This window comes from Hyalangium ruber (genome assembly GCF_034259325.1).
GTDB lineage: Bacteria > Myxococcota > Myxococcia > Myxococcales > Myxococcaceae > Hyalangium_A > Hyalangium_A rubrum.
Genome location: NZ_JAXIVS010000003.1, coordinates 791,351 through 808,795, shown reverse-complemented (window position 1 = coordinate 808,795; position 17,445 = coordinate 791,351). Strand labels below are relative to the sequence as shown.

Below are 17,445 nucleotides of genomic sequence, written 5' to 3'. Positions count from 1 at the left end.
GCGCTCTTCCCATGAAGGAGAAGTCATGAACCACCGTTGGGTTTCACTTGCCGTGCTCGTCAGTGTTGTCCTGGTGGGGTGTGGGGGCGTCGAGCCCGCGCCCGCGTCACCGCCCGCGTCCGAGAGCCTGAAGAGTGCCGCTCAGGAGCTGGTCACCTGCTCGACGTACTGCGAGTGGGAGGGCGTCTCCAAGTCCTGCACGGGGACCACCTGCACCGCCAAGCAGAACGACTGGGTGGGGTGTGATGGCCAGTACCAGTACTGTGCCTGGGAGCCGCTCTGCGAAGGAGACATCTGCGACAGCGTACATGGAACGGAGTGCTCCCCGGATCGGGCTCGGCTCCCCTGCTGCTACGCCAACTATGGGGGCCAGGGAGGGTGCATTTGCACCGGCGGCACCTGGACCTGCACCCTCTGAGGCCCTTCACCGGTTCTTGAGCGCGAGCCGCTTTGGGGGGCCGTCGCGAACCGCCGTCTACGGAAGACCCCCGGTGTCGAGGAACCCGATCGCCTGATTCTGAACCTGGGCCCGGATCTCGGGCGCGACACCGGGGTCGAGCAGGAAGCCGTGGCGCAGGGGGAGCGGCAGCTGCGCCGGGTCGAAGGTGAACCTGAAGGTGGTCACCTTCTTCCTGGTGTCACCGGCCCGGTTGGCGGCGGCGATGAGTGCCTCGGTCGTCGGGTTGGGGGTGACCTGGTCCTGGTCGATGTATTGGATGAGCGCCTCGCGGCCCGCGGGAACGGCGGACCCGTTCTCCACGTGATAGGCGTAGTTCACAGGATCGGCCGGGTCGAGGATCATCCGGGAGAACCCGAGGTACTGATCGAAGGCCGGCGTGCCCTGTTGGATGCCTTGGGCAGCGAGGCTTGCCAGGAAGCGGGAGCGTGGGCTGACGAATGCGGGAGAGGTCAGCAGGAGCTGGGTCAGGTCTCCGCCTGGCACGTTGAGCACCACGTTCCGGACGTTCGGTGACACGGAGGTGTAGAGGCTTCCCAGCAAGCCACCCTGGCTCTGCCCGAGGTAGCCGATCCGGGCGCTATCGAGCTTTCCCGCTCCCCGCGCCGCGAGCAGAGGATCGAGCGTCCCCGAGGTGAGCACGCGTACGAGCTGCGCATAGTCGAGGGTATCCTGGCGGAAGTTGTCGCGCATCGCGAACAGGTTGGACATGTCGATGAAGTTCCAACCGGAGATGTACGGCGTCTGGCGAGAGCCGACCTTGAAGCTTCCCCCCTCGCAGACTCCCACGGTCGGATCCGTCGTGCTCGTCAAGAGGCAACGGCCCTGGTTCGCTTGGGCGCAGGTGATGTCGCCGGGAACCGCCGCCGAGGAAGAAGGATCGCAAGTGTTCCGCGTGGCGGAGATGCAGCGGCCATACGTGGGGCTGCTTGTGACCGTGTCGCACATTCCCGTGGCGCAGGCCTTGTCGGGAGTATCGATGGAGGACCCATTGCTCGGATCCATGAGGCCGGCGCTCGCGGTGATCCCCGCGCAGCTGCTGCGGTCACCGTGGAAGACGGCATCCACCGCGACCGTCGCGTGCCCTGCTCCCGCCAGGGCATCGAGCACGGAGAGGACATTGTTCCGGTCACCTCGGAACCCGTGGCTGAAGAGGGTGATGGGGTAGCCCTGTGCCGGCACGGCGCCGGTGGGCAGCGTCAGCAGGAACGGAACGCGGTCGAACCGGGGCTGCGCGGGATTCAGGGTCCCACCACTCCCCGTCAACGCGAAGGGCAGGACGAGCGCGCCCTGGAAGGCCCTGCCGATGTTGTTGCTGGAGAGGCCTTGCGCCGCCAGTTGTGCCTTGAGCTGCGTCGTGATGTCGAACAGGTAGAGCGGCTGGTTGGGGAGGCCGGCAGGGCCGTACGAGGCGGCCGGCAGCGCATGCACTTTCTGGAGCGTGGAGACCGTGCTCTGCGTGGTGAAGGTCCACGCCAGCGCGAGCTTCGAGCGTGGGAGTCCCTGCTCCACCAGCGTGTCGAGCGTCGCCTCGAGCCTGGCGCGCAGCGGCTCGAGCGTCTGGGCCGTTATGTCCGAGATTCCCGACACCTGGCTCGTGCCGTCCACCACCAGCGGGACGCTCAGGCGCATCAGCGCGAACGCCGCCGTGGGCGCCACGCTTCGGCCCTGCTCGTCCCGCAGGTCCGTCGTCACCGTGGCCGCGTAGGAGGACTTCTCGTCCAGCGGCACCTGGGGCACGAACTGCAGTTGCTGCGGGTTGTTCGGGATGCTGCCGTCCGCGTTCCTGCTGGAGACGCAGTTGATGCACGCCACCACGTTGGGTGCCGTGCCACCTGGCGTCAGCTTGAGGAACTTCGTGCCCGTTGCCAGGCTCGCCGCGTCCACGCGACCCGTGTCGAGGACCCCTCGCACGTCGCTGTTCTCCGAGACGATGGGCGCCGTGGTGGAGAATCCATCCAGCGTGTTCAGGCCCTGGATGAGCTGCTCCTGCGCGGGCGAGGCATTGGGCGGTAGCGGCAGGTTCACGCGCGCGGTGCCATCCGGATTGCGCTGCAGCAGCAGGTCGTTGGGAAAGGGCATGACGTTGGTGGCGAGATCGAACGTCATCTCCGGCTGGTCCATGATGCGGAAGGTCCACAGCAGCACGATGTCACCTCGACTCACCCCCTGCGCCGCGATCGCGTCCAGCAGCGGCTTGTAGGTGCGACGCAGTTCCTCGAGTCGCAGCGCTCGCGCGAGCTGTTCCCTGAGGCGCTCGGCGGGATCCGTCTTGTCCGAGGGAATCTGCTCCGTGGCGAGCGCGCAGTCCGGCGAATTCAGATCGTCACAGGTGACGAGCGGCGTCGACTGGGCGATGAGCGTCCACATCAGCGAGCCCACCACCGCCTTGCCATCCAACCCCTTCAAGCCCGCCTCGCCGGCGATGAGCGCCACGGCGTACCGGCCCCCCTTGGGCCAGCCCGTGGCCGGTGGTGCGAGGATGAGCTGATCGGTGTCCTCGTCATACGTGAGGGTCGGCGTGACGGGGGGCCTGGCGATGGGCGTACCCGCAAGCAGGTCGATGAACCGCACCGTCGATACGTTCACCGTGGTCCTGTCCAGGTCGGCGAGTTTGGTTCCCGCTATGACGCTGGTTGGAAAGCCGTTGAGGGTATTGAGGTAGTCCCTCGTGAACTCCTGCTGCGCCTCGGTGGCGCTGGGGTCGATGGGCACGTTGACCCGGCCCGTCTCCAGATCGATGAGCAGATCGTTCGGTACGGGGACGACCATGGGAGAGGAGATCGGATCGAACGGCGCGACCACGGCGGCGGGGGGCGGCGGTGGAGGCGGAGGTGGTGGGGGCGGAGGTGGCGGGGGCGGAGGCGGGGGCGGAGGTGACGGCTCCTCGATGCCGGGGAGGGGATCCAGGGAGCTGGCTGGAGCACAGGCCGCGGTGGCCAGGACCCAGGCCACGACGAGCAGTAGCTTCTTCATGTTCGCTTCCTTCCAGGCGTCTGCACGGATGTGCGGCCAGTCGAAGAATGATGCCCGTGTGGCTTGGCGTGAAGGTGGACAGAGTTCGTGTCCGAGAGCTTAGGCGCTGACGCTCGCGAGCCTCGACCTGGCCACGAACTGCGCGAACGCGCCCAGGAACTCGTCCAGGGACACCGTGCCGCTCTTGTCGAGGTCGCACATCTCCAAGAACGCGTCGATTTCTTCGTCCTGGTAGCCCCTCTCGCGGAACTTGCTCATCACCTCCGCCACCTCTAGGACGCCGTCCTTGTTCGTGTCGATCTCATTGAAGATCTGGAACATCGAGTCCCGCATCATCGCCTTCATGATCGCGTCGCGGAGCTCGAACTCCAGCACGTCCAGGAAGCTCCCGTCGGGCGTCGACAAGAGCCACGGCGCCATCGTCGTCGATCGGAGCACCGTCACCGTAGAGCCCGGCGACGACGCGACGCCCAGGCGCCTCTTGTAATCCTCGATGAACGTCTTCCCGTAGTGCTCCTCGCTGAAGTCGGTCGTGCTCACGATCATCCCGTAGCCGTAGATCTCGTCCCCGGGATCGATGCTCAAGAGATCGTAGATGGCCTTGTTCAACCGGTTTGCCTGCTCCAGATTCGTGTTGAGCGAGCCGTCCGGGTTCTTGAAGTTCACGGCGTAGGTCAAGATGTTCTGATCCGGCCCGAGCTCGGGCAGGAGCGCCATGGCCTCGGGATCCGACAGAAGCTCCTCTTCGCTTCTTCGGTTGATGCGCTCGCTGATGAAGCGCACCTCGGCCTCGACGTCGCTGCCCGAAACCTCCGCTTGGAGCCGCGGGACCGGGACGATGGCAAACCTGTCGTTCGGCCCGGCCATGCACAGAAGCCGCGCGTAGAAGCGCTTGCAGTTGAACAGCGCCCTCCTGTGGATCTGCCCATAGCCGCTGCGCGTCGGCCGAATGACCTTGTGGCTCAGATATACCGCCGCCACCGCGGCCCCGGGCTTCGAGCCCTCCAGCCCGTAAATGCCCACTGCGGGCTCCTCGTCACCGTGGACGATATAGGGAGCCTTGAACGTCACCATGTCGCGCATGGCGCCGTTCCGATAGCAGAGCGCCCCCGCAGGGTAGGGGATGTAGCCCGATTTATGCGGGTCCACCGTGATGGAGTCGGCCCGCCCCAGCGCCGAGAGCTGGGCCGTCACATACCCGCTCATCCCCACCTCGGGCGGCGGCTCATGCGGCGCCTCCTTCACGCGCGGCCCCTCGTCGGGGCGCAGCACGGCGGCGAAGTACCCGCCCCACGCGCCGTCCGCGTGGACCGTGAACGAGAGTCCGCTCTTCTGGAGCGCGTGGCGCATCTCGAGGATCCCCTTCAGCGGATCCACCGCGCTCTCTTCCGTGCTCCCAATCACACCGACCACCGTAAGGACCGGCCGCCGGGCCTGGAGGCACTCTCTCAAGATTCGCTCAAGAGCGGGGAGGCTCATCCGCGCGTCGCGATCCACGGGCACGTCAATCACGTTGGCCGAGCCGATGCCAAGGATCGCCGCCGCCTTGGGGAACGAGTAATGCTTCGTCGCGGGGACCAGCACTACCGGCGACTCCTTCAGATCCCCCAGGTAGCGCCGCGAGAACTCGAGGATGCCGAGGTGTTGGAGGGAGTGCCTCGACAGGGCCTCTGTGATGGTGTCGCCCGAGATTCCGTGTTCGGCCGTCAAGCGCCCGGGCAGGGAGAGGATGTCGTCGACCTTGAGGTTGAGGAGCGACCACGTGTCGAGCGATGACAGCGGCGCTGTCCTCCCGTCGCATGTGGTGACCGTGAGCGCGCGCGCCGCCGCGAGGGAGGCCTCGGCCTTGAGCGCCTCGCGCAGCGCGATGGGATAGAGCTTGAGGTTCCTGGCGGACCAGATGGCCTCGATGTTCGCGGCGGTGCCGCCGCTGGTGATGTGCCCCCAGGGCCGGATGGCTCCCTGATCAATGGCGTCCTCTTCGGGGATGCTGTAACCGAGCATCCGGCATAGATCGTCGCCGACGATCATCTCGAGGAGCGTGGTGGCGGTGGACCCCTCGAACGCGACGTTGTTGGGGTTGTAAAGCATGGCCGCGAAGTAACCGAGCACGCTGGGGAGCGTGGTGTCCCAGTTCATGTGGCCCTGATACCGACCGCTGAAGAAGGGGACGGACTTCTTGAGGAACGAAAGGAGCGACCGGAAGTTATCCCTCAGCGAGTCCATCGCGTGGAGGTACGCCGGATGTCGCTTGGATTGCTCGGTGATGTGCGTGGGATCCTGCGGGTGGAAGTTTCGCCGCCAGAAGGAGTGATCGCGGATGGCCTCGACCACGAGCCGCTCGAGCTCCTCGGCGTTCTCGGCCTTGGTGCCCAGAAACCAGGCCTCCGGTGATTTGGTGCCGGCTCCTTTGAGGAAGGGCCTCTCTCCGAACTGGAAGTAGCGCTTGACGCTGGACCCGCTGCGGCGAGAATTTGCGTTCGTCATGACTCCTCTTTTCTTGAGGTAACCTGGAAATTGGCGGTGCAATCAGCGCATCCACACAGCGCTCATTCAATCTCCACGATGCAGGCGCCCACCTCAAGCAAGAGCGGGGCGCGAGCGGGAACCCGCAAGCGCTCGCCGGGCGTTGACGAGCAGGTCCCTCCGGCGGTCGTCGTTCCCTCCACCACCTCGATGAAGTAGCAGGGGTGGTGCCCCCCGCCGACCGTCACCCGGGCATGGAGCGGAGCCACACCTTCCTGATCCACGACGACGGTGTTGGTTCCGGCTCGCCCGAGGGTAAGCCCCTTCGACCAGACCTCGTACCTTCCGCCGAGCAAGAGCTTGGAGAGGACTGCCCCCTCTTTCGAGCGGATGGTCGCCGTCACCCGGTACCTCTCCACGCGCCAGTACACCAGCGACGCGCTGAAGGGTCTCATGTTTCCCCAGACGAGCGTGCCCGTCTCAGGGTCCACACGGACGGTTTGAAAGTTCTCCGGCGAGCGCAGCCAGTCGCGGGTCTCGGCAGAGAGGTCAGGGACGCGCGCTGCTTCCCACTCGAAGAGGCAGGGCTTGAGGTTTGCCTCGCCCTCTTGCCCATCGCTGAAGCGGACCCGGACGACGAAGGGGGCAACACAGCGGGCCTCGAGAATCACTGTAGCCATGGGTGCGCCTCGATGGACAGGAGCGGATGTAGCGCTTCAGCTCGCCGGGCCCACCGCGCCCGCCGAGGGCGGCTCCAGTTCACGGGCGGCACCCACCGTGCGCCACCACGGATCCACGGTCTCCACCCGCGACGGCACCACCGGAGCACCCAGCCTCGGCATCACCAGGCGCACCCGCTGCTCCTGCCCGAGCCGGAGCAGCACCTCGGCCGGCTCGTCCCATGCGTGGATGGCGAGGTTGAAGGTGCCCCAATGCACCGGCAGGAACGCCCCGCCGCCAAGCAGCCCCAGCGCCTCGAGCGCGTTCTCTGGCCCCAGGTGGATGTCGCCCCACGCCGGGTGGTACGCGCCGACTTCCAGCATCACGAGGTCGAAGGGCCCCAGCCGCTGGCGGATGTCGGCGTACTCCGGCGTGAGGCCCGTGTCGCCGCTGAAGAAAACCTTGTGCCTCGGGGTTTCGATGACGAACGAGGACCAAAGCGTGCGGTTGCGGTCTCCGATGCCTCGGCCGGAGAAGTGCTGGGAGGGCGCGGCGGTGATGCGCAGCTCCCCCCGGGGGAGCATGGCAGACTCCCACCAGTCCAGCTCGGTGATGCGCTCGGTGGGCACGCCCCACGCCTCCAGGTGCGCGCCCACGCCGAGCGAGGTGTAGAAGGGCGCGCTCGTGCGCGCCAGCTGCAGGATGGTCGGGTGGTCGAGGTGGTCGTAGTGGTCGTGCGAGAGGATGACCGCATCCAGCGGCGGCAACTGCGCGAGCGTCACCGGCACGGGATGGAACCGCTTCGGCCCCGCGAAGGCCCAAGGAGAGGCGCGCTCGCCCCAGACGGGGTCCGTGAGCACGCGCAGCCCGTCCACCTCGAGCAGCACCGTGGAGTGGCCGAGCCACGTCGCGCGCAGCCCCGTGTCCAGCGGCCGGGCCCACGTCGCCAGCGGGCTCTCGGACGGCAGAGGCGCGGGCGGCGTCCGGCGCTGACCGCCCAGGACGAACTCGCCCATCGTCGAGAACGTGGTGCCGGGCTTGAGGCCTGGCGTCACCGTCGCGGTGTTCTGGAAGACGCCCTCCCGGAAGCGGGACGAGGCGCGCATGCGCTCGAGGCGGAGGCCTTGGGCCTTTCCACCGAAAACGGAACCCTTGGGCATACCGACGGGTTTAACGCCCCTCGGCCTCGAACGCCACTGGGGCGCCTGGTTACCGCTGAGGCGGCCTGTGGCCGGCGGGACACAAGCCGACGCGTCAAGAGCGGTTGGCTCGACACGTCGGCCCGCCTGCGACACACAGCCGTTCCACAGCTTTACAAAGCATCACTCGGAGCCGTGGCGTGGCCGACGGGTTGCACAAGGGGACGACGCAGTTCCTGCAACCCAAGGAGAAATGATGCTCAGGATGCGCAAGTCCGTGTTGGGGATGTCTCTGGTGTTCCTCGCTTCCGCGTGTGGCGGTGAGTTTCCCGTGTCGCCCGCTGCGGAACGGGACTCGAGCACCTCGACGGAGGTGACGCTCAAGGAAGCCAGATCCTCGCTGATCGACTTCGACTATCTGGTCGAGTGTGGCCCCCCGCTCTTCATCGGAAATGAATACACCTACGACGACACGAACTCCGCCGTGAAGTACGCGGGCACCTGGAAGGCGGAAACGCCGGGCCGCGGGCTCTATCTGGGGACGCAGCACATCACCAACGTGGGAGGCTCGACGGTCTCCTTCACGATGCCGACCTTCCCGTATCAAATCGCGGTGGGCTTCACGATGATGCGGAATGCGGGCAAGGCGGGGGTGTATTTCAATGGTGAGTTCGTGACCACCATCGACATGTATGCCCCGACGACGACGGAGAACTGTGTCTTGTGGCTGTATGGGGGCGTTCCGGCGGGCACCGTCATGTTCAAGGCGCTCAACCAGAAGCGTCCCGAGAGTTCGGGCACCTATATCAACATCGACTACGTCTACTTCGAGACCTGAGAAGCCGGTCCAGTCCAGGCCGCGCGCGAGACGCTTCACGCGCGGCCCGGGTCGAGAATGGGTAGCCGCTCAGCGAGCTCTACGACCGGCTGGCGGAGCAAGGCGCGCAGCCCGCTGGCGGCGGAGCAGCTTCTCACAGAGCTTGCATTGGCACTGCCGCGTCTTCGCCGCCTTGGCGATGAGCGCCTTGTCCTTCGCCGAGAGCTCGAGCTCCACACCCTCGGTGCTCATGAGTTCCCCGCGCTTGTCGACCCCGACCAGCTCTGTCCCGATGGCCACGAGCGGCAGCGTGCCGGTTCCCTTGCGCGCGAGCGCGCTCACGTCCCGTCGCAGGCGCTTCGACTTGAAGCCTCGCTTGCCGAGCACCGTCTCCACCTCATCGAAGCAGGCCGCCAGTGCGAGCGTGTACCAGTGCGCTGCCGCCTCGGCCCCCAAGGCCCAGCTGTCGTTGAACCGGAACGTGAGCCGACCGTTCTCGCAGTCCTCGTGATCCAGCTCGACGACACAGCCCGCGTCGATGTCTTCCAGGAACCCGGCCTCGGCGGCGCGGCGAAGGTGCTTCTCGAGATAGGCCGAGAGGAGGCCATTCACCTCGTCGAAGAGTTCCTCCCATGCCTCGTCGTCGAGCTCGGGCTCCTGGCTCGGCTTCTTCGGCTTGAGTTCAAGGCTGAGTGAGGTGACTCCCATGGGCAACCATACCTTTTACCTGCAGCGCCCCACTCCCTCACCTCCGGTTCGGGTTCGCCAGCTCCGCCTCCGTGCGGCGGGCCACGCCCTCATGGATCTGATCGAGCTGGATACGCGTGAGCAGGTGGCCCTGGAGCACCACGGCCTCGATCTCCTGTGTGTTCCGGATGTCCTCTAGCGGGTTGGCCCGCAGGAGCACCATGTCCGCCACACTGTTCTGCTCGATGGTGCCTTGGAGCCCCTCTTTCCCGAGGAAGCGCGCTGGCTCGATCGTGGCCGCCTGGAGCGCCTGCAGGGGGGTGAGCCCTGCGGCGACCAGATCCTCCAGCTCATAGTGGAGGCTCAGCCCTGGGTAGAGCGTGTACATCGGTGTGTCCGTCCCCGTCATGATGTGCACGCCCGCCTTCACCATCTCCTTCACCTGCGCGGAGTAGAACTGCTGCTTGCGCTTGATCATCTCCCGGAACGGTTTGGGGTGCGCGTTCAAGTCGAAGTGTGCCTTTGTCCAGAAGTTCTCGATGTAGTAGGGCAGGAAGCGGCGCTCGGAAGCATAGACATTGCTGTAGACCCCCAGGTTGGCGGCCATCCGGAAGACGCTGAGTGTCGGGACCTGCCAGGTGTGCGACCGCGCCAACTGCTCGTAGAGCGCCGCGCACTTCTTCTCGTCGTAAGTCTTCATCGCCAGATCAAAGACCTTGATCATGGCGTCGCCCATCACCGTGTTGTCTTCGAGCGGGGCATTCAGGAGCGCGCGCACAGCCCTCTCACGGCTGGAGCACGCGATCTCGAGCGAGAACATGTCCCCCATGTGCTCGATGCTGCGCTGGCCCTCCTTGGCCACCTCCGCGAGCGGTATCTCCATGGGGACATGGCCTACCCAGGGTATGTCATTACGCCGGCACTCATCGACAATGGCGCGGTAGATGTTGCGCGGGAGGAACGAGTACACCTTCACGAAGTCGAAGCCTTCCGCCTTGATCTTGCGCACCAGCCGGCGTGCCTGCTTCGGGCCGCTGGCCAGCCGGATGTACCCCACGGACATCATCCCGTCCGGACCATCCACCATGGTGCCCACCACCATGGTCGGGCTGAGGATGTGCCCCGAGTTCGCGAGGCGCTTGAGATCGACCGTGTAGGTGCCCCAGCCGCCCATGTCACGCACGCCTGTGACACCGCTGGCGACGAAGAGGGCCAACATGTCCTCCACGCCCGGTAGATCCTTCTCGTCCGGTTGCCGGAGGACAGGGACCGTCGTGTGTACATGCATGTCCCAGAGCCCGGGGATGAGGAACTTCCCCCGTCCATTCACGACCATGACGCCAGCGCGGGTGGGGGCCCCCTGGCTCGGGGTGATTTCCGCGATCCGATTCCCCTCCACGAACACCGTCATGTCTGGACGTGAAGGACCCCCGGTCACATCGATGACCGTCACATGGGTGATGGCCAGCGCTGGCCTCTTCTGGACACGGGGCCACTTGATCGGCTCCTGGATCTCCGCCTGGTAGGCCGGGAGCCGCTGCGTGTGCGGCGAGAGCTCGCGAGGCGAGCTCTGGAACCTGTCGTCGAACAGCACCTGCAGGAGGGGCCGGATCCGAGCGGGCCCCGGTGGAGGCGAGGGCTCGGAGTGGGCACAGGCCGTGCCCAGGAGACACACGATCCAGAAGAGCCACCGTCTCATGAGATTGCCTCGGGCCACAGCAACGGCGTCATCGGTCACCTTGTCCTCGTATCGACGCTTCTACCACCCGGCGTGCGTCAGGTCAGCGTACAAGGGGCCGTGCCGTGGGCCTACCCGCCGAGGCACACGCGAGCCGGCCTCCCCCTGAGGGGCCCGCCCCCTGGCTCCCGTCAGCGGCCAGTGCCCAGTTGGATCGCGCTCGCCAGAAGCTTCGAGCGGCGAGTCCGATTTCCGCCGCTTCCAAGCAGCTTTGGGGATGGGCCTCGCGCCGGGGCCAGCCTCCCAGGCTGTGTGGGCAGTGGCCTCTTCCGGTTTTGGTTCTGTCACCGCTTGAGGGAGCAGAAATGGCCGGAGTTTCGCGCCTGGTGCGAAGACACCGTTCCAGTCAGCGCACCCGCGCGAAGCCGCGCGCCAGCACTCCAGGTACCGGGCTTACGTCCCGCTCCACGTACCGGGGCAGGCCGCGCGCCCCAACTCGTCTGCCTCCGCCAGCAACGTGGCGACGAAAGCCGGCTGGCGCGCGCGTTCTTGCGGTGCGTTGCCCCTGGCCGAACTCTGGCGTCTATGGCTGGAGCACGGCTTTGATGCGCTGGACCGTCGCATCCACTTCCTGCCCCAGTTCGACCTCTGACACGTCCAGGACGCGGCCCTCTGCTTTGCGCACCCGGCCGTTCACGAACACGTACTCCACGTTCTCCGGCCGCCCGTTGAAGACAAGCTGGTTCAGCCAGTCCCAGCGCGGCCCGAAGTTTGGCGCTCGTGGGTCGATGATGATCAGGTCTGCTTTCTTGCCCGGCGAGAGAGAGCCAATGACGTCTTGCAGGTCGAGCACCTCCGCTCCTCCAAGCGTGGCCATGCGCAGCACCTCGGGAATCGAAGGATAGGCGGAGGCGCTCAGTAATTTCGCACGCTGCAGGCCCACCGCCGCGCGCATGTTCGCGAAGAAGTCACTCATGTCGTTCGTGCCTCCATCCAATCCCAGGCCGACCTTGATACCCTGCGCCCGCATCTCGGGGAGGTTGATGACACCGGACGCCAGACGCATGTTGCTGAGAGGGTTGTGGGCGACCCGTGCGTGACTCGTCGCGAGCAGCGCGATCTCTTCGTTTGTCAGGTGGACGGCGTGGTTGACCAGCAGCTTCGCTTCGAATGAGCGCGCCTGCTGCATGCTCTCCAGCTGCCGCTCTTCCCGGTCCGCGATGTTCTCGGACAAGTGCAGGTTGAGCGGCACATTCAATTCCTTGGAAAGGGCCGTGGCGTTGGTCAGCCATGTCTGCGTGCTGGTGCCTGGATGCGAGCAGACCTGGAAGGAGGCCATGGGCCACTTCGCATCCAGCTCTGCCTTGATGGTCCGATGCTCCGGGTACCGGGATCCACTGGCGCAGTGCGCGAAGACATAGCGCAGTCCCGATTCATCCAAGGCCCGCTGGTTCCCCCGGCTGAAGTTGACATTGAACGCGTGCGAGTTATCCAGCACGGTGGTCACCCCCGTGTCGATCAGGTCGACGATCGAGAGCCGCACCGCCGCGAAAGCCTCCTGCTCGGTGAGGGCGACCCGGCGCATGGAGTAAACACACTCGTCGAGCCAGCCGAGCACGTTCTTGTCGGCGCCGCAGCCTCGGATGAGTGATTGCCAGAGGTGATTGTGGACATCCACGAACCCCGGCATGACGATCCTGCCCGATGCATCCAGCTCCAGGGCATCGGGAGCTTCCAGCCCCTTGCCCACGGAGAGGATGGCTCCGTCAGCGAAGAGAACGTCGGCATTCTCGAGGGTGCCCAGCGGGCCCGTCCCCAGCGCCGAGTCCATGGTGACGACCAGCGAGGCATTGCGCAACACGACTCGCGAGGCGGCCTTGAGGCGATCCACGGGGGACGGCGGGGGCTCGACCTGAGGGTCAGTCGAAGAATCTGTACATCCGCCAAGGAACAAGAGCAGAAGACCCAGCCAGATGGTGGGGCGCATGATGAACCTCCGAAACGATGGGAAGGCGGCAGCTTAGGCCCCACGGTTGAGCTGTCCAAATGACGGCCCCGAGTGCGCTGCGGATGCTCAGCGGCCATTGATGATGCGCGATTTGGTTGAGAACACACAGCTCACTTGATGGTATGTTCGTCTGCTTGCAGGAAAGTTGCCCGTTTCTGCCCTCTGCACAGCTTGGATCTTGGGTCTTCCTCATGTCACAGAGCAACGCTGCCGAGATCTCTATGTGCCATGCGTGCGGCGTGGCACATGCCCCGAAGAGCTATTACCACCGCGGATCGGCGAGTGCGTCGGAGAAGCCGCAGAGGGCGCCAGCAAATTACGCGTCCATGGGTCCGAATCGCGTCGACCAGACACACTCGTACGGCACCCGCTGGGTGAGCGCGGGCGAGCCTACTCAGTCGCCCTGCGCACGCGACGGCTGCGGCAACGTTGAAGGCAACGTCAAAATCTTCATGGACGAGAGTGCAGGATTGGACGGCGTCAATGAATGCAGCGAGATCCAGTGCGCCAAATGTGGATGGTTTACGCTGTATAGATGGAGGGATGAGTTCTAATGGAAACGGCACTCGACTGAGTTGGATCGCTCTCGCCAGAAGCTCCGAGCGGATGAGACCGGGGCTCAGCGGGAGTCCGGCGGACTCGACGTGGGCGGAGGCTTACTGGGCGGAGTGAGGGCAGGGGCGTAGCACCGGCCTTGGCTGTACACGGAGCCGTTTTCCGCGCACTCCTCGGCGGTCATTGGCAGGGTCTCCACCCAGCAGCCTCCGTTGAGGGCCACCTGCTTGCGGCCTGGGCAGTGGCCTTTCTCGTCGGGTCGGGTCTGACCGGGAAGAGGCTTGGGAGGCATGTCCCGGGCCATGGCCTCCGTCTTGGAGGGGACATGGATGGAGGCCAGGGGCGCCGTTGGCGCGGAGTCCCCCACGGCGGCAGTGCCCGCATCTGGCACTTCGGAAGCAGAGGACTGCTGCCCGCGCGCAGCCAGCCGCTCGAACCGTGCATGCACTGCCTTCAAGGACCACACAAGGCCCCCAATCATCCCCAGGGTGGCCAGGGCAAGCCAGGGGCGCCTTGCCAGGACATGCGTCCGGAAGCCGGATCGCTTCGGGATGGGTGCCAGGCCTGAGGGTGCCTTCTCTTGCGGCGGTATCTCTCGGGTGGATACAGGAGCAAGGGCCTGCTCGCGGGGTAAGGGCAAAGTCTGCGGTGCCTGCGCGGTGAGCAGAGGAAGGTCTGCCTCGGGGCCTGCTTGCTCCGCGGCGGCTTCCAGCGCCTCGGCGAACTCCACTGCCGTGCCACGAGCCTCGGGAGACTCCGAGAGGAGGCGGAGGATCCCCTTCCGCAGCCGTGGGGGTACTCGGGGATTGCGCACCAGGAAGGGTCGCGGATCCGGGCAAAGCAGATGCCAGGACTCCGCCTCATCCTGAGAGGGCTCCATGTCTGGGAGGTACTCCCCCGTGACGAGGCGGTGGGCCGTCACCCCCAGGGCGAACAAGTCATCCGCCGGAGTGGCCGGGTAGTAGGCATCGCGAGCACGAACGGAGGCCAGCAGGAACAGACTGGCCTCGGGAGAGCGGTAGGCGACCGTGCCCGGAGGCAGGGATTGCCATGTGAGACGGGGGGCTCCCTGGAAGTGGCCCGCGCCGAAGTCGATGAGCACGGCGCTGCCGTCCGAGTGCCGCACCAGGACGTTGGCGCCCTTGACGTCGCGGTGGACGGCGTTGGCGGCATGGGTGGCGGCAAGCGCGCGAGCCACCTGGGCCAGCAGCCGGAGCACCTGCCTGCAGGAGGCGGCATGCTGCTCGGCCCAGGCGTAGAGCGGGGTGCCCTCCACCCACTCCATGACGAAGAAAGGGTGCTCCGCTCCGGAGGCGTGGCGCCAGAGCCCGTGGCCCAGCAGGCGTGGGACGCTCGGGGAGCGGATGCGCGCGAGCAGGCCCACCTCACGGGCGAAGCGAGGATCCCACGGGTACACGGCCAGCTTGAGGGCCACGGGGCCTGAGTCCTCCTGGCCCACCCGGACGGCGCGGTAGACGACTCCGTAAGTGCCCTCGCCTTGTCGAGCCTCCACGCGCCAGTCGCCCACCTGCGTTCCCGGGAGGAGGAGGGAAGGGGCCTCGGAGACGGACTTGGGGCTCATGAAGGGACCTCCCGCTGGAGGAGAGAGCACCTCTCTCCCTCGGGAAGATCCTATGTTGTACGTAGGAAGCCGTCAGCAGACTTTAGCGGTCGTGTTCTGGTGCTCGCACCTGACGCCCGCCTCGATGACCTCTGCCGCGAGATGGGTACCCGCCTTGGAGACGCGATGCTCGCGGATCTTTGACAGGCGCCCAGCAGCGGCGAAGCTTCGAGTCTTCTCTCTTGAGGCCATCCGGACTGGGCGCCTGATGAAGGTCAAGCTCCTCTTTGTGAACACGCCGATTGGCGTGCTCGCGTGTGATGACGTGCCCCTGGGCCCGGGTCCACTTGGGAACTCTCTCCACAACGCGGTGCGGCTCCTCCACGCGCAGGGCCGAATCCCCAGCTGCTCGAACATCAGCGGCGTGAAGTACCAGGGCGCCAACGTCGACCCTGCGGCCAGCCCTGCGGCGCTGTTCGGAGTGCCCTCGCAGGTGCCAGTCCTGAGCGTGGAGTGCGTCTGGACCGTGCTCGCCCCGAGCGCCTGGTCACGGTTCGGAGGCCTCAGCCCGGGGCCCTCTCCTTCCAAGCCAGGGCTCGAGCCAGACGAGCCCATCGGGCCGCTGGTCGACGCGACACGGGGGAAGCCCAAGCTGCGGGTGTACTTCTCGTCCGCGCTCTTCGAGGGCTTCCAGAACGGCGACGCCGACTACATCGAGGCGGTCGTGCATGGGCTGAGGGTGCTGGACGTTCACGCCGTGAGGCTCGTTGGACGCTGCAATGCGCTGGACGCGCACCAACGACGCCTGATGGAGGCCGGCGAACTGCTAGGTCTGGACTACGACGCTCCCAACAACGATGTGCGCAACGCAGTCAAACAGCTGGCCGCCTACACGAAGATCAAGGCGTACCTCTTGGGCGAGCTCAAGAAGCATCCCAAGGTCGCCCACGTGCTGCACATCCAGTCGCGCTATCCCGAGAGCGGCAGCGCGTTCAACGACGAGCGCATCCGCGAGCTGCGGAAGGAGGGGATTCACGTCGTCTCCACGGTGCATGAGTTCAAGTTCAACTTCCTGCTGCCGGTGACGACCTCGCGCAATGTCGGCGTGCTGAACCAGTACTGCCGCTCCTCCGAGCGGGTCATCTTCCTCAATGATCATGACCTCAACAACGCGGTGAAGAGCGCCCAGGCGACCAAGCTCCGGGTGCCCGAGACCCTCGTGCTCACGCATGAGCAGGTGCAGGAGGCCAGCGCGACGCTCGACGCCCCGGATCTCGCCCAGCGGGCGGTACACATCCCGGTGGTCATCACCGTTCCCTCCCAGCCCATCGATACCCGGGAGATCCTCGCTCGCGAGGTGGCGGTGATCAGCTTCGGGATGATCCGGCACCTCATCGTGGCTCAGGACGCGATCCGGCTGGCGAAGCAGTTCAAGGATGGCAAGAAGCCCTGGCGCGTGGTCGTCGCGGGCAAGGCCAGTGACGCGGAGACGGTCAAGCTGCTGATGAAGAACGCCTACGGCAGGAACATGCTGCTGGCCGTAGAGCCTGGGTGGGAGGCGATCGTGAATCAGGCCTGCGCCGATACGAACGTGCAGGCGCTGCTCGACCTCAACACGAGGTGCCGGGACCTGCGCAGGCTGTTTCCGGGGGCACTCAAGACCTACAACGACCAGCTCAAGTCCCCGGATTGGACGGACAAAGAGCAGCAGGCCCGAGAGAAGGGGGTGCGCCTAGGCAAACTGAAGCAGGGGCTTGTCGTCGCGGCGGATGGGGACGAGCAGGCGCGGCTCGAGCGGGAGATCGCCGTGCTCAAGCTCGCCAAGCCCACCAAGCCCATCGGCCCCGACGAGAACACGCTGCCGATCGATCTGCACTTCAACGTCTCACCCGAGCAGCTGATCCTCCTGTTCCGGCAGTGCAAGTACGCCTTCAAGCAGGACGCGCGGGGCATGAGTGACAATGCCTCCTCGATCATCTCCTGCATGGCCAACGGCTGCATCACGTTTACCAAGCAAGGCGGGATGACCCCCAATGAGTACCGGGTCTCCGGGCCCAAGAAGAAGCCGATCTCGGAGTACGTGCGGCGTTACCTGGACCGGGTCCAGGTCGACGAGGCCCGGTATGATCCGCGCTCCGGGACCGTGGAGTTCGCCTACGTCGGACCGTTCAAGGACGCCGTCATCACCCGCGGCCAGAAGAACCTGGAGTACGACGTGAAAGGCATCTACGAGGAGATCGCCAAGCGGGAGCAGGACAAGTCCCAGTCCGCGAACAAGGCAACCATCGCGGCGATGAGCAAGGTGCTCGAGCGCCACCGTGCCTCCACTGTCGCCCTGGAGCACCTCAAGCTGTACCTCGAACTGGTGCCGCTCAAGCTCACGTATCTTCTGCCGGTGGCGAAAACCTAGTCAGCCACGGAGGCCGGTGGAGTGCGCCATC

General features: G+C 65.8%; 11 protein-coding genes. 3 read left to right on the top strand and 8 right to left on the bottom strand.

The window, feature by feature from the left end:
* Positions 1–25 precede the first annotated feature (25 nt).
* A complete protein-coding gene (locus tag SYV04_RS12175; protein WP_321545870.1) occupies positions 26–418 on the top strand; it encodes a hypothetical protein in 393 nt (130 codons plus the stop codon).
* A gap of 57 nt (positions 419–475) precedes the next feature.
* Here SYV04_RS12175 and SYV04_RS12170 read toward each other — a convergent pair whose 3' ends face one another.
* From SYV04_RS12170 to SYV04_RS12155, 4 genes are all read right to left on the bottom strand, one after another.
* Entirely contained in the window at positions 476–3,433 is a 2,958-nt protein-coding gene (locus SYV04_RS12170) for a hypothetical protein (protein WP_321545869.1), read from the bottom strand.
* A gap of 99 nt (positions 3,434–3,532) precedes the next feature.
* Positions 3,533–5,920: a pyridoxal-dependent decarboxylase gene (locus SYV04_RS12165; RefSeq protein ID WP_321545868.1), complete on the bottom strand. Its 2,388-nt coding sequence runs from the start codon at positions 5,918–5,920 to the stop codon at positions 3,533–3,535.
* 62 nt (positions 5,921–5,982) lie between these two features.
* Positions 5,983–6,579: a hypothetical protein gene (locus SYV04_RS12160; RefSeq protein ID WP_321545867.1), complete on the bottom strand. Its 597-nt coding sequence runs from the start codon at positions 6,577–6,579 to the stop codon at positions 5,983–5,985.
* A 36-nt stretch (positions 6,580–6,615) separates the two neighbouring features.
* Positions 6,616–7,665, bottom strand: a complete 1,050-nt coding sequence (locus SYV04_RS12155) for an MBL fold metallo-hydrolase (RefSeq protein ID WP_321545866.1) — start codon at positions 7,663–7,665, stop codon at positions 6,616–6,618.
* A 298-nt stretch (positions 7,666–7,963) separates the two neighbouring features.
* On the opposite strand from SYV04_RS12155, the gene SYV04_RS12150 reads away from it, so the two are divergent.
* Positions 7,964–8,536, top strand: coding sequence for a hypothetical protein (locus tag SYV04_RS12150; protein WP_321545865.1), 573 nt, complete (start codon positions 7,964–7,966; stop codon positions 8,534–8,536).
* A gap of 69 nt (positions 8,537–8,605) precedes the next feature.
* On the opposite strand, the gene SYV04_RS12145 is transcribed toward SYV04_RS12150, so the two are convergent.
* The 4 genes from SYV04_RS12145 to SYV04_RS12130 all read right to left on the bottom strand — a co-directional run bounded on the left by SYV04_RS12145 (position 8,606) and on the right by SYV04_RS12130 (position 15,025).
* Entirely contained in the window at positions 8,606–9,223 is a 618-nt protein-coding gene (locus tag SYV04_RS12145; RefSeq protein ID WP_321545864.1) for a hypothetical protein, read from the bottom strand.
* A gap of 37 nt (positions 9,224–9,260) precedes the next feature.
* Positions 9,261–10,901 carry an amidohydrolase family protein gene (locus tag SYV04_RS12140; protein WP_321545863.1) on the bottom strand — a complete coding sequence of 547 codons (1,641 nt, stop codon included), beginning with the start codon at positions 10,899–10,901 and terminating at the stop codon, positions 9,261–9,263.
* Between the two features lie 562 nt (positions 10,902–11,463).
* Positions 11,464–12,867: an amidohydrolase family protein gene (locus SYV04_RS12135; protein WP_321545862.1), complete on the bottom strand. Its 1,404-nt coding sequence runs from the start codon at positions 12,865–12,867 to the stop codon at positions 11,464–11,466.
* 640 nt (positions 12,868–13,507) lie between these two features.
* Positions 13,508–15,025, bottom strand: coding sequence for a serine/threonine-protein kinase (locus SYV04_RS12130; RefSeq protein ID WP_321545861.1), 1,518 nt, complete (start codon positions 15,023–15,025; stop codon positions 13,508–13,510).
* Positions 15,026–15,272: 247 nt separating this feature from the next.
* Here SYV04_RS12130 and SYV04_RS12125 point away from each other — a divergent pair, with 247 nt between their 5' ends.
* Complete coding sequence (locus tag SYV04_RS12125) at positions 15,273–17,414, top strand: hypothetical protein (RefSeq protein WP_321545860.1); 2,142 nt, start codon at positions 15,273–15,275, stop codon at positions 17,412–17,414.
* Positions 17,415–17,445 lie beyond the last annotated feature (31 nt).

What these genes read in the sequence shown, in the direction of transcription:
- SYV04_RS12125 (WP_321545860.1), top strand. Translation starts at nt 15,273, where the DNA reads ATGAAGGTCAAGCTCCTCTTTGTGAACACGCCGATTGGCGTGCTCGCG.
- SYV04_RS12130 (WP_321545861.1), bottom strand. Translation starts at nt 15,025, where the DNA reads ATGAGCCCCAAGTCCGTCTCCGAGGCCCCTTCCCTCCTCCTCCCGGGA.
- SYV04_RS12165 (WP_321545868.1), bottom strand. Translation starts at nt 5,920, where the DNA reads ATGACGAACGCAAATTCTCGCCGCAGCGGGTCCAGCGTCAAGCGCTAC.
- SYV04_RS12135 (WP_321545862.1), bottom strand. Translation starts at nt 12,867, where the DNA reads ATGCGCCCCACCATCTGGCTGGGTCTTCTGCTCTTGTTCCTTGGCGGA.
- SYV04_RS12155 (WP_321545866.1), bottom strand. Translation starts at nt 7,665, where the DNA reads ATGCGCGCCTCGTCCCGCTTCCGGGAGGGCGTCTTCCAGAACACCGCG.
- SYV04_RS12170 (WP_321545869.1), bottom strand. Translation starts at nt 3,433, where the DNA reads ATGAAGAAGCTACTGCTCGTCGTGGCCTGGGTCCTGGCCACCGCGGCC.
- SYV04_RS12160 (WP_321545867.1), bottom strand. Translation starts at nt 6,579, where the DNA reads ATGGCTACAGTGATTCTCGAGGCCCGCTGTGTTGCCCCCTTCGTCGTC.
- SYV04_RS12140 (WP_321545863.1), bottom strand. Translation starts at nt 10,901, where the DNA reads ATGAGACGGTGGCTCTTCTGGATCGTGTGTCTCCTGGGCACGGCCTGT.
- SYV04_RS12145 (WP_321545864.1), bottom strand. Translation starts at nt 9,223, where the DNA reads ATGGGAGTCACCTCACTCAGCCTTGAACTCAAGCCGAAGAAGCCGAGC.
- SYV04_RS12150 (WP_321545865.1), top strand. Translation starts at nt 7,964, where the DNA reads ATGCGCAAGTCCGTGTTGGGGATGTCTCTGGTGTTCCTCGCTTCCGCG.
- SYV04_RS12175 (WP_321545870.1), top strand. Translation starts at nt 26, where the DNA reads ATGAACCACCGTTGGGTTTCACTTGCCGTGCTCGTCAGTGTTGTCCTG.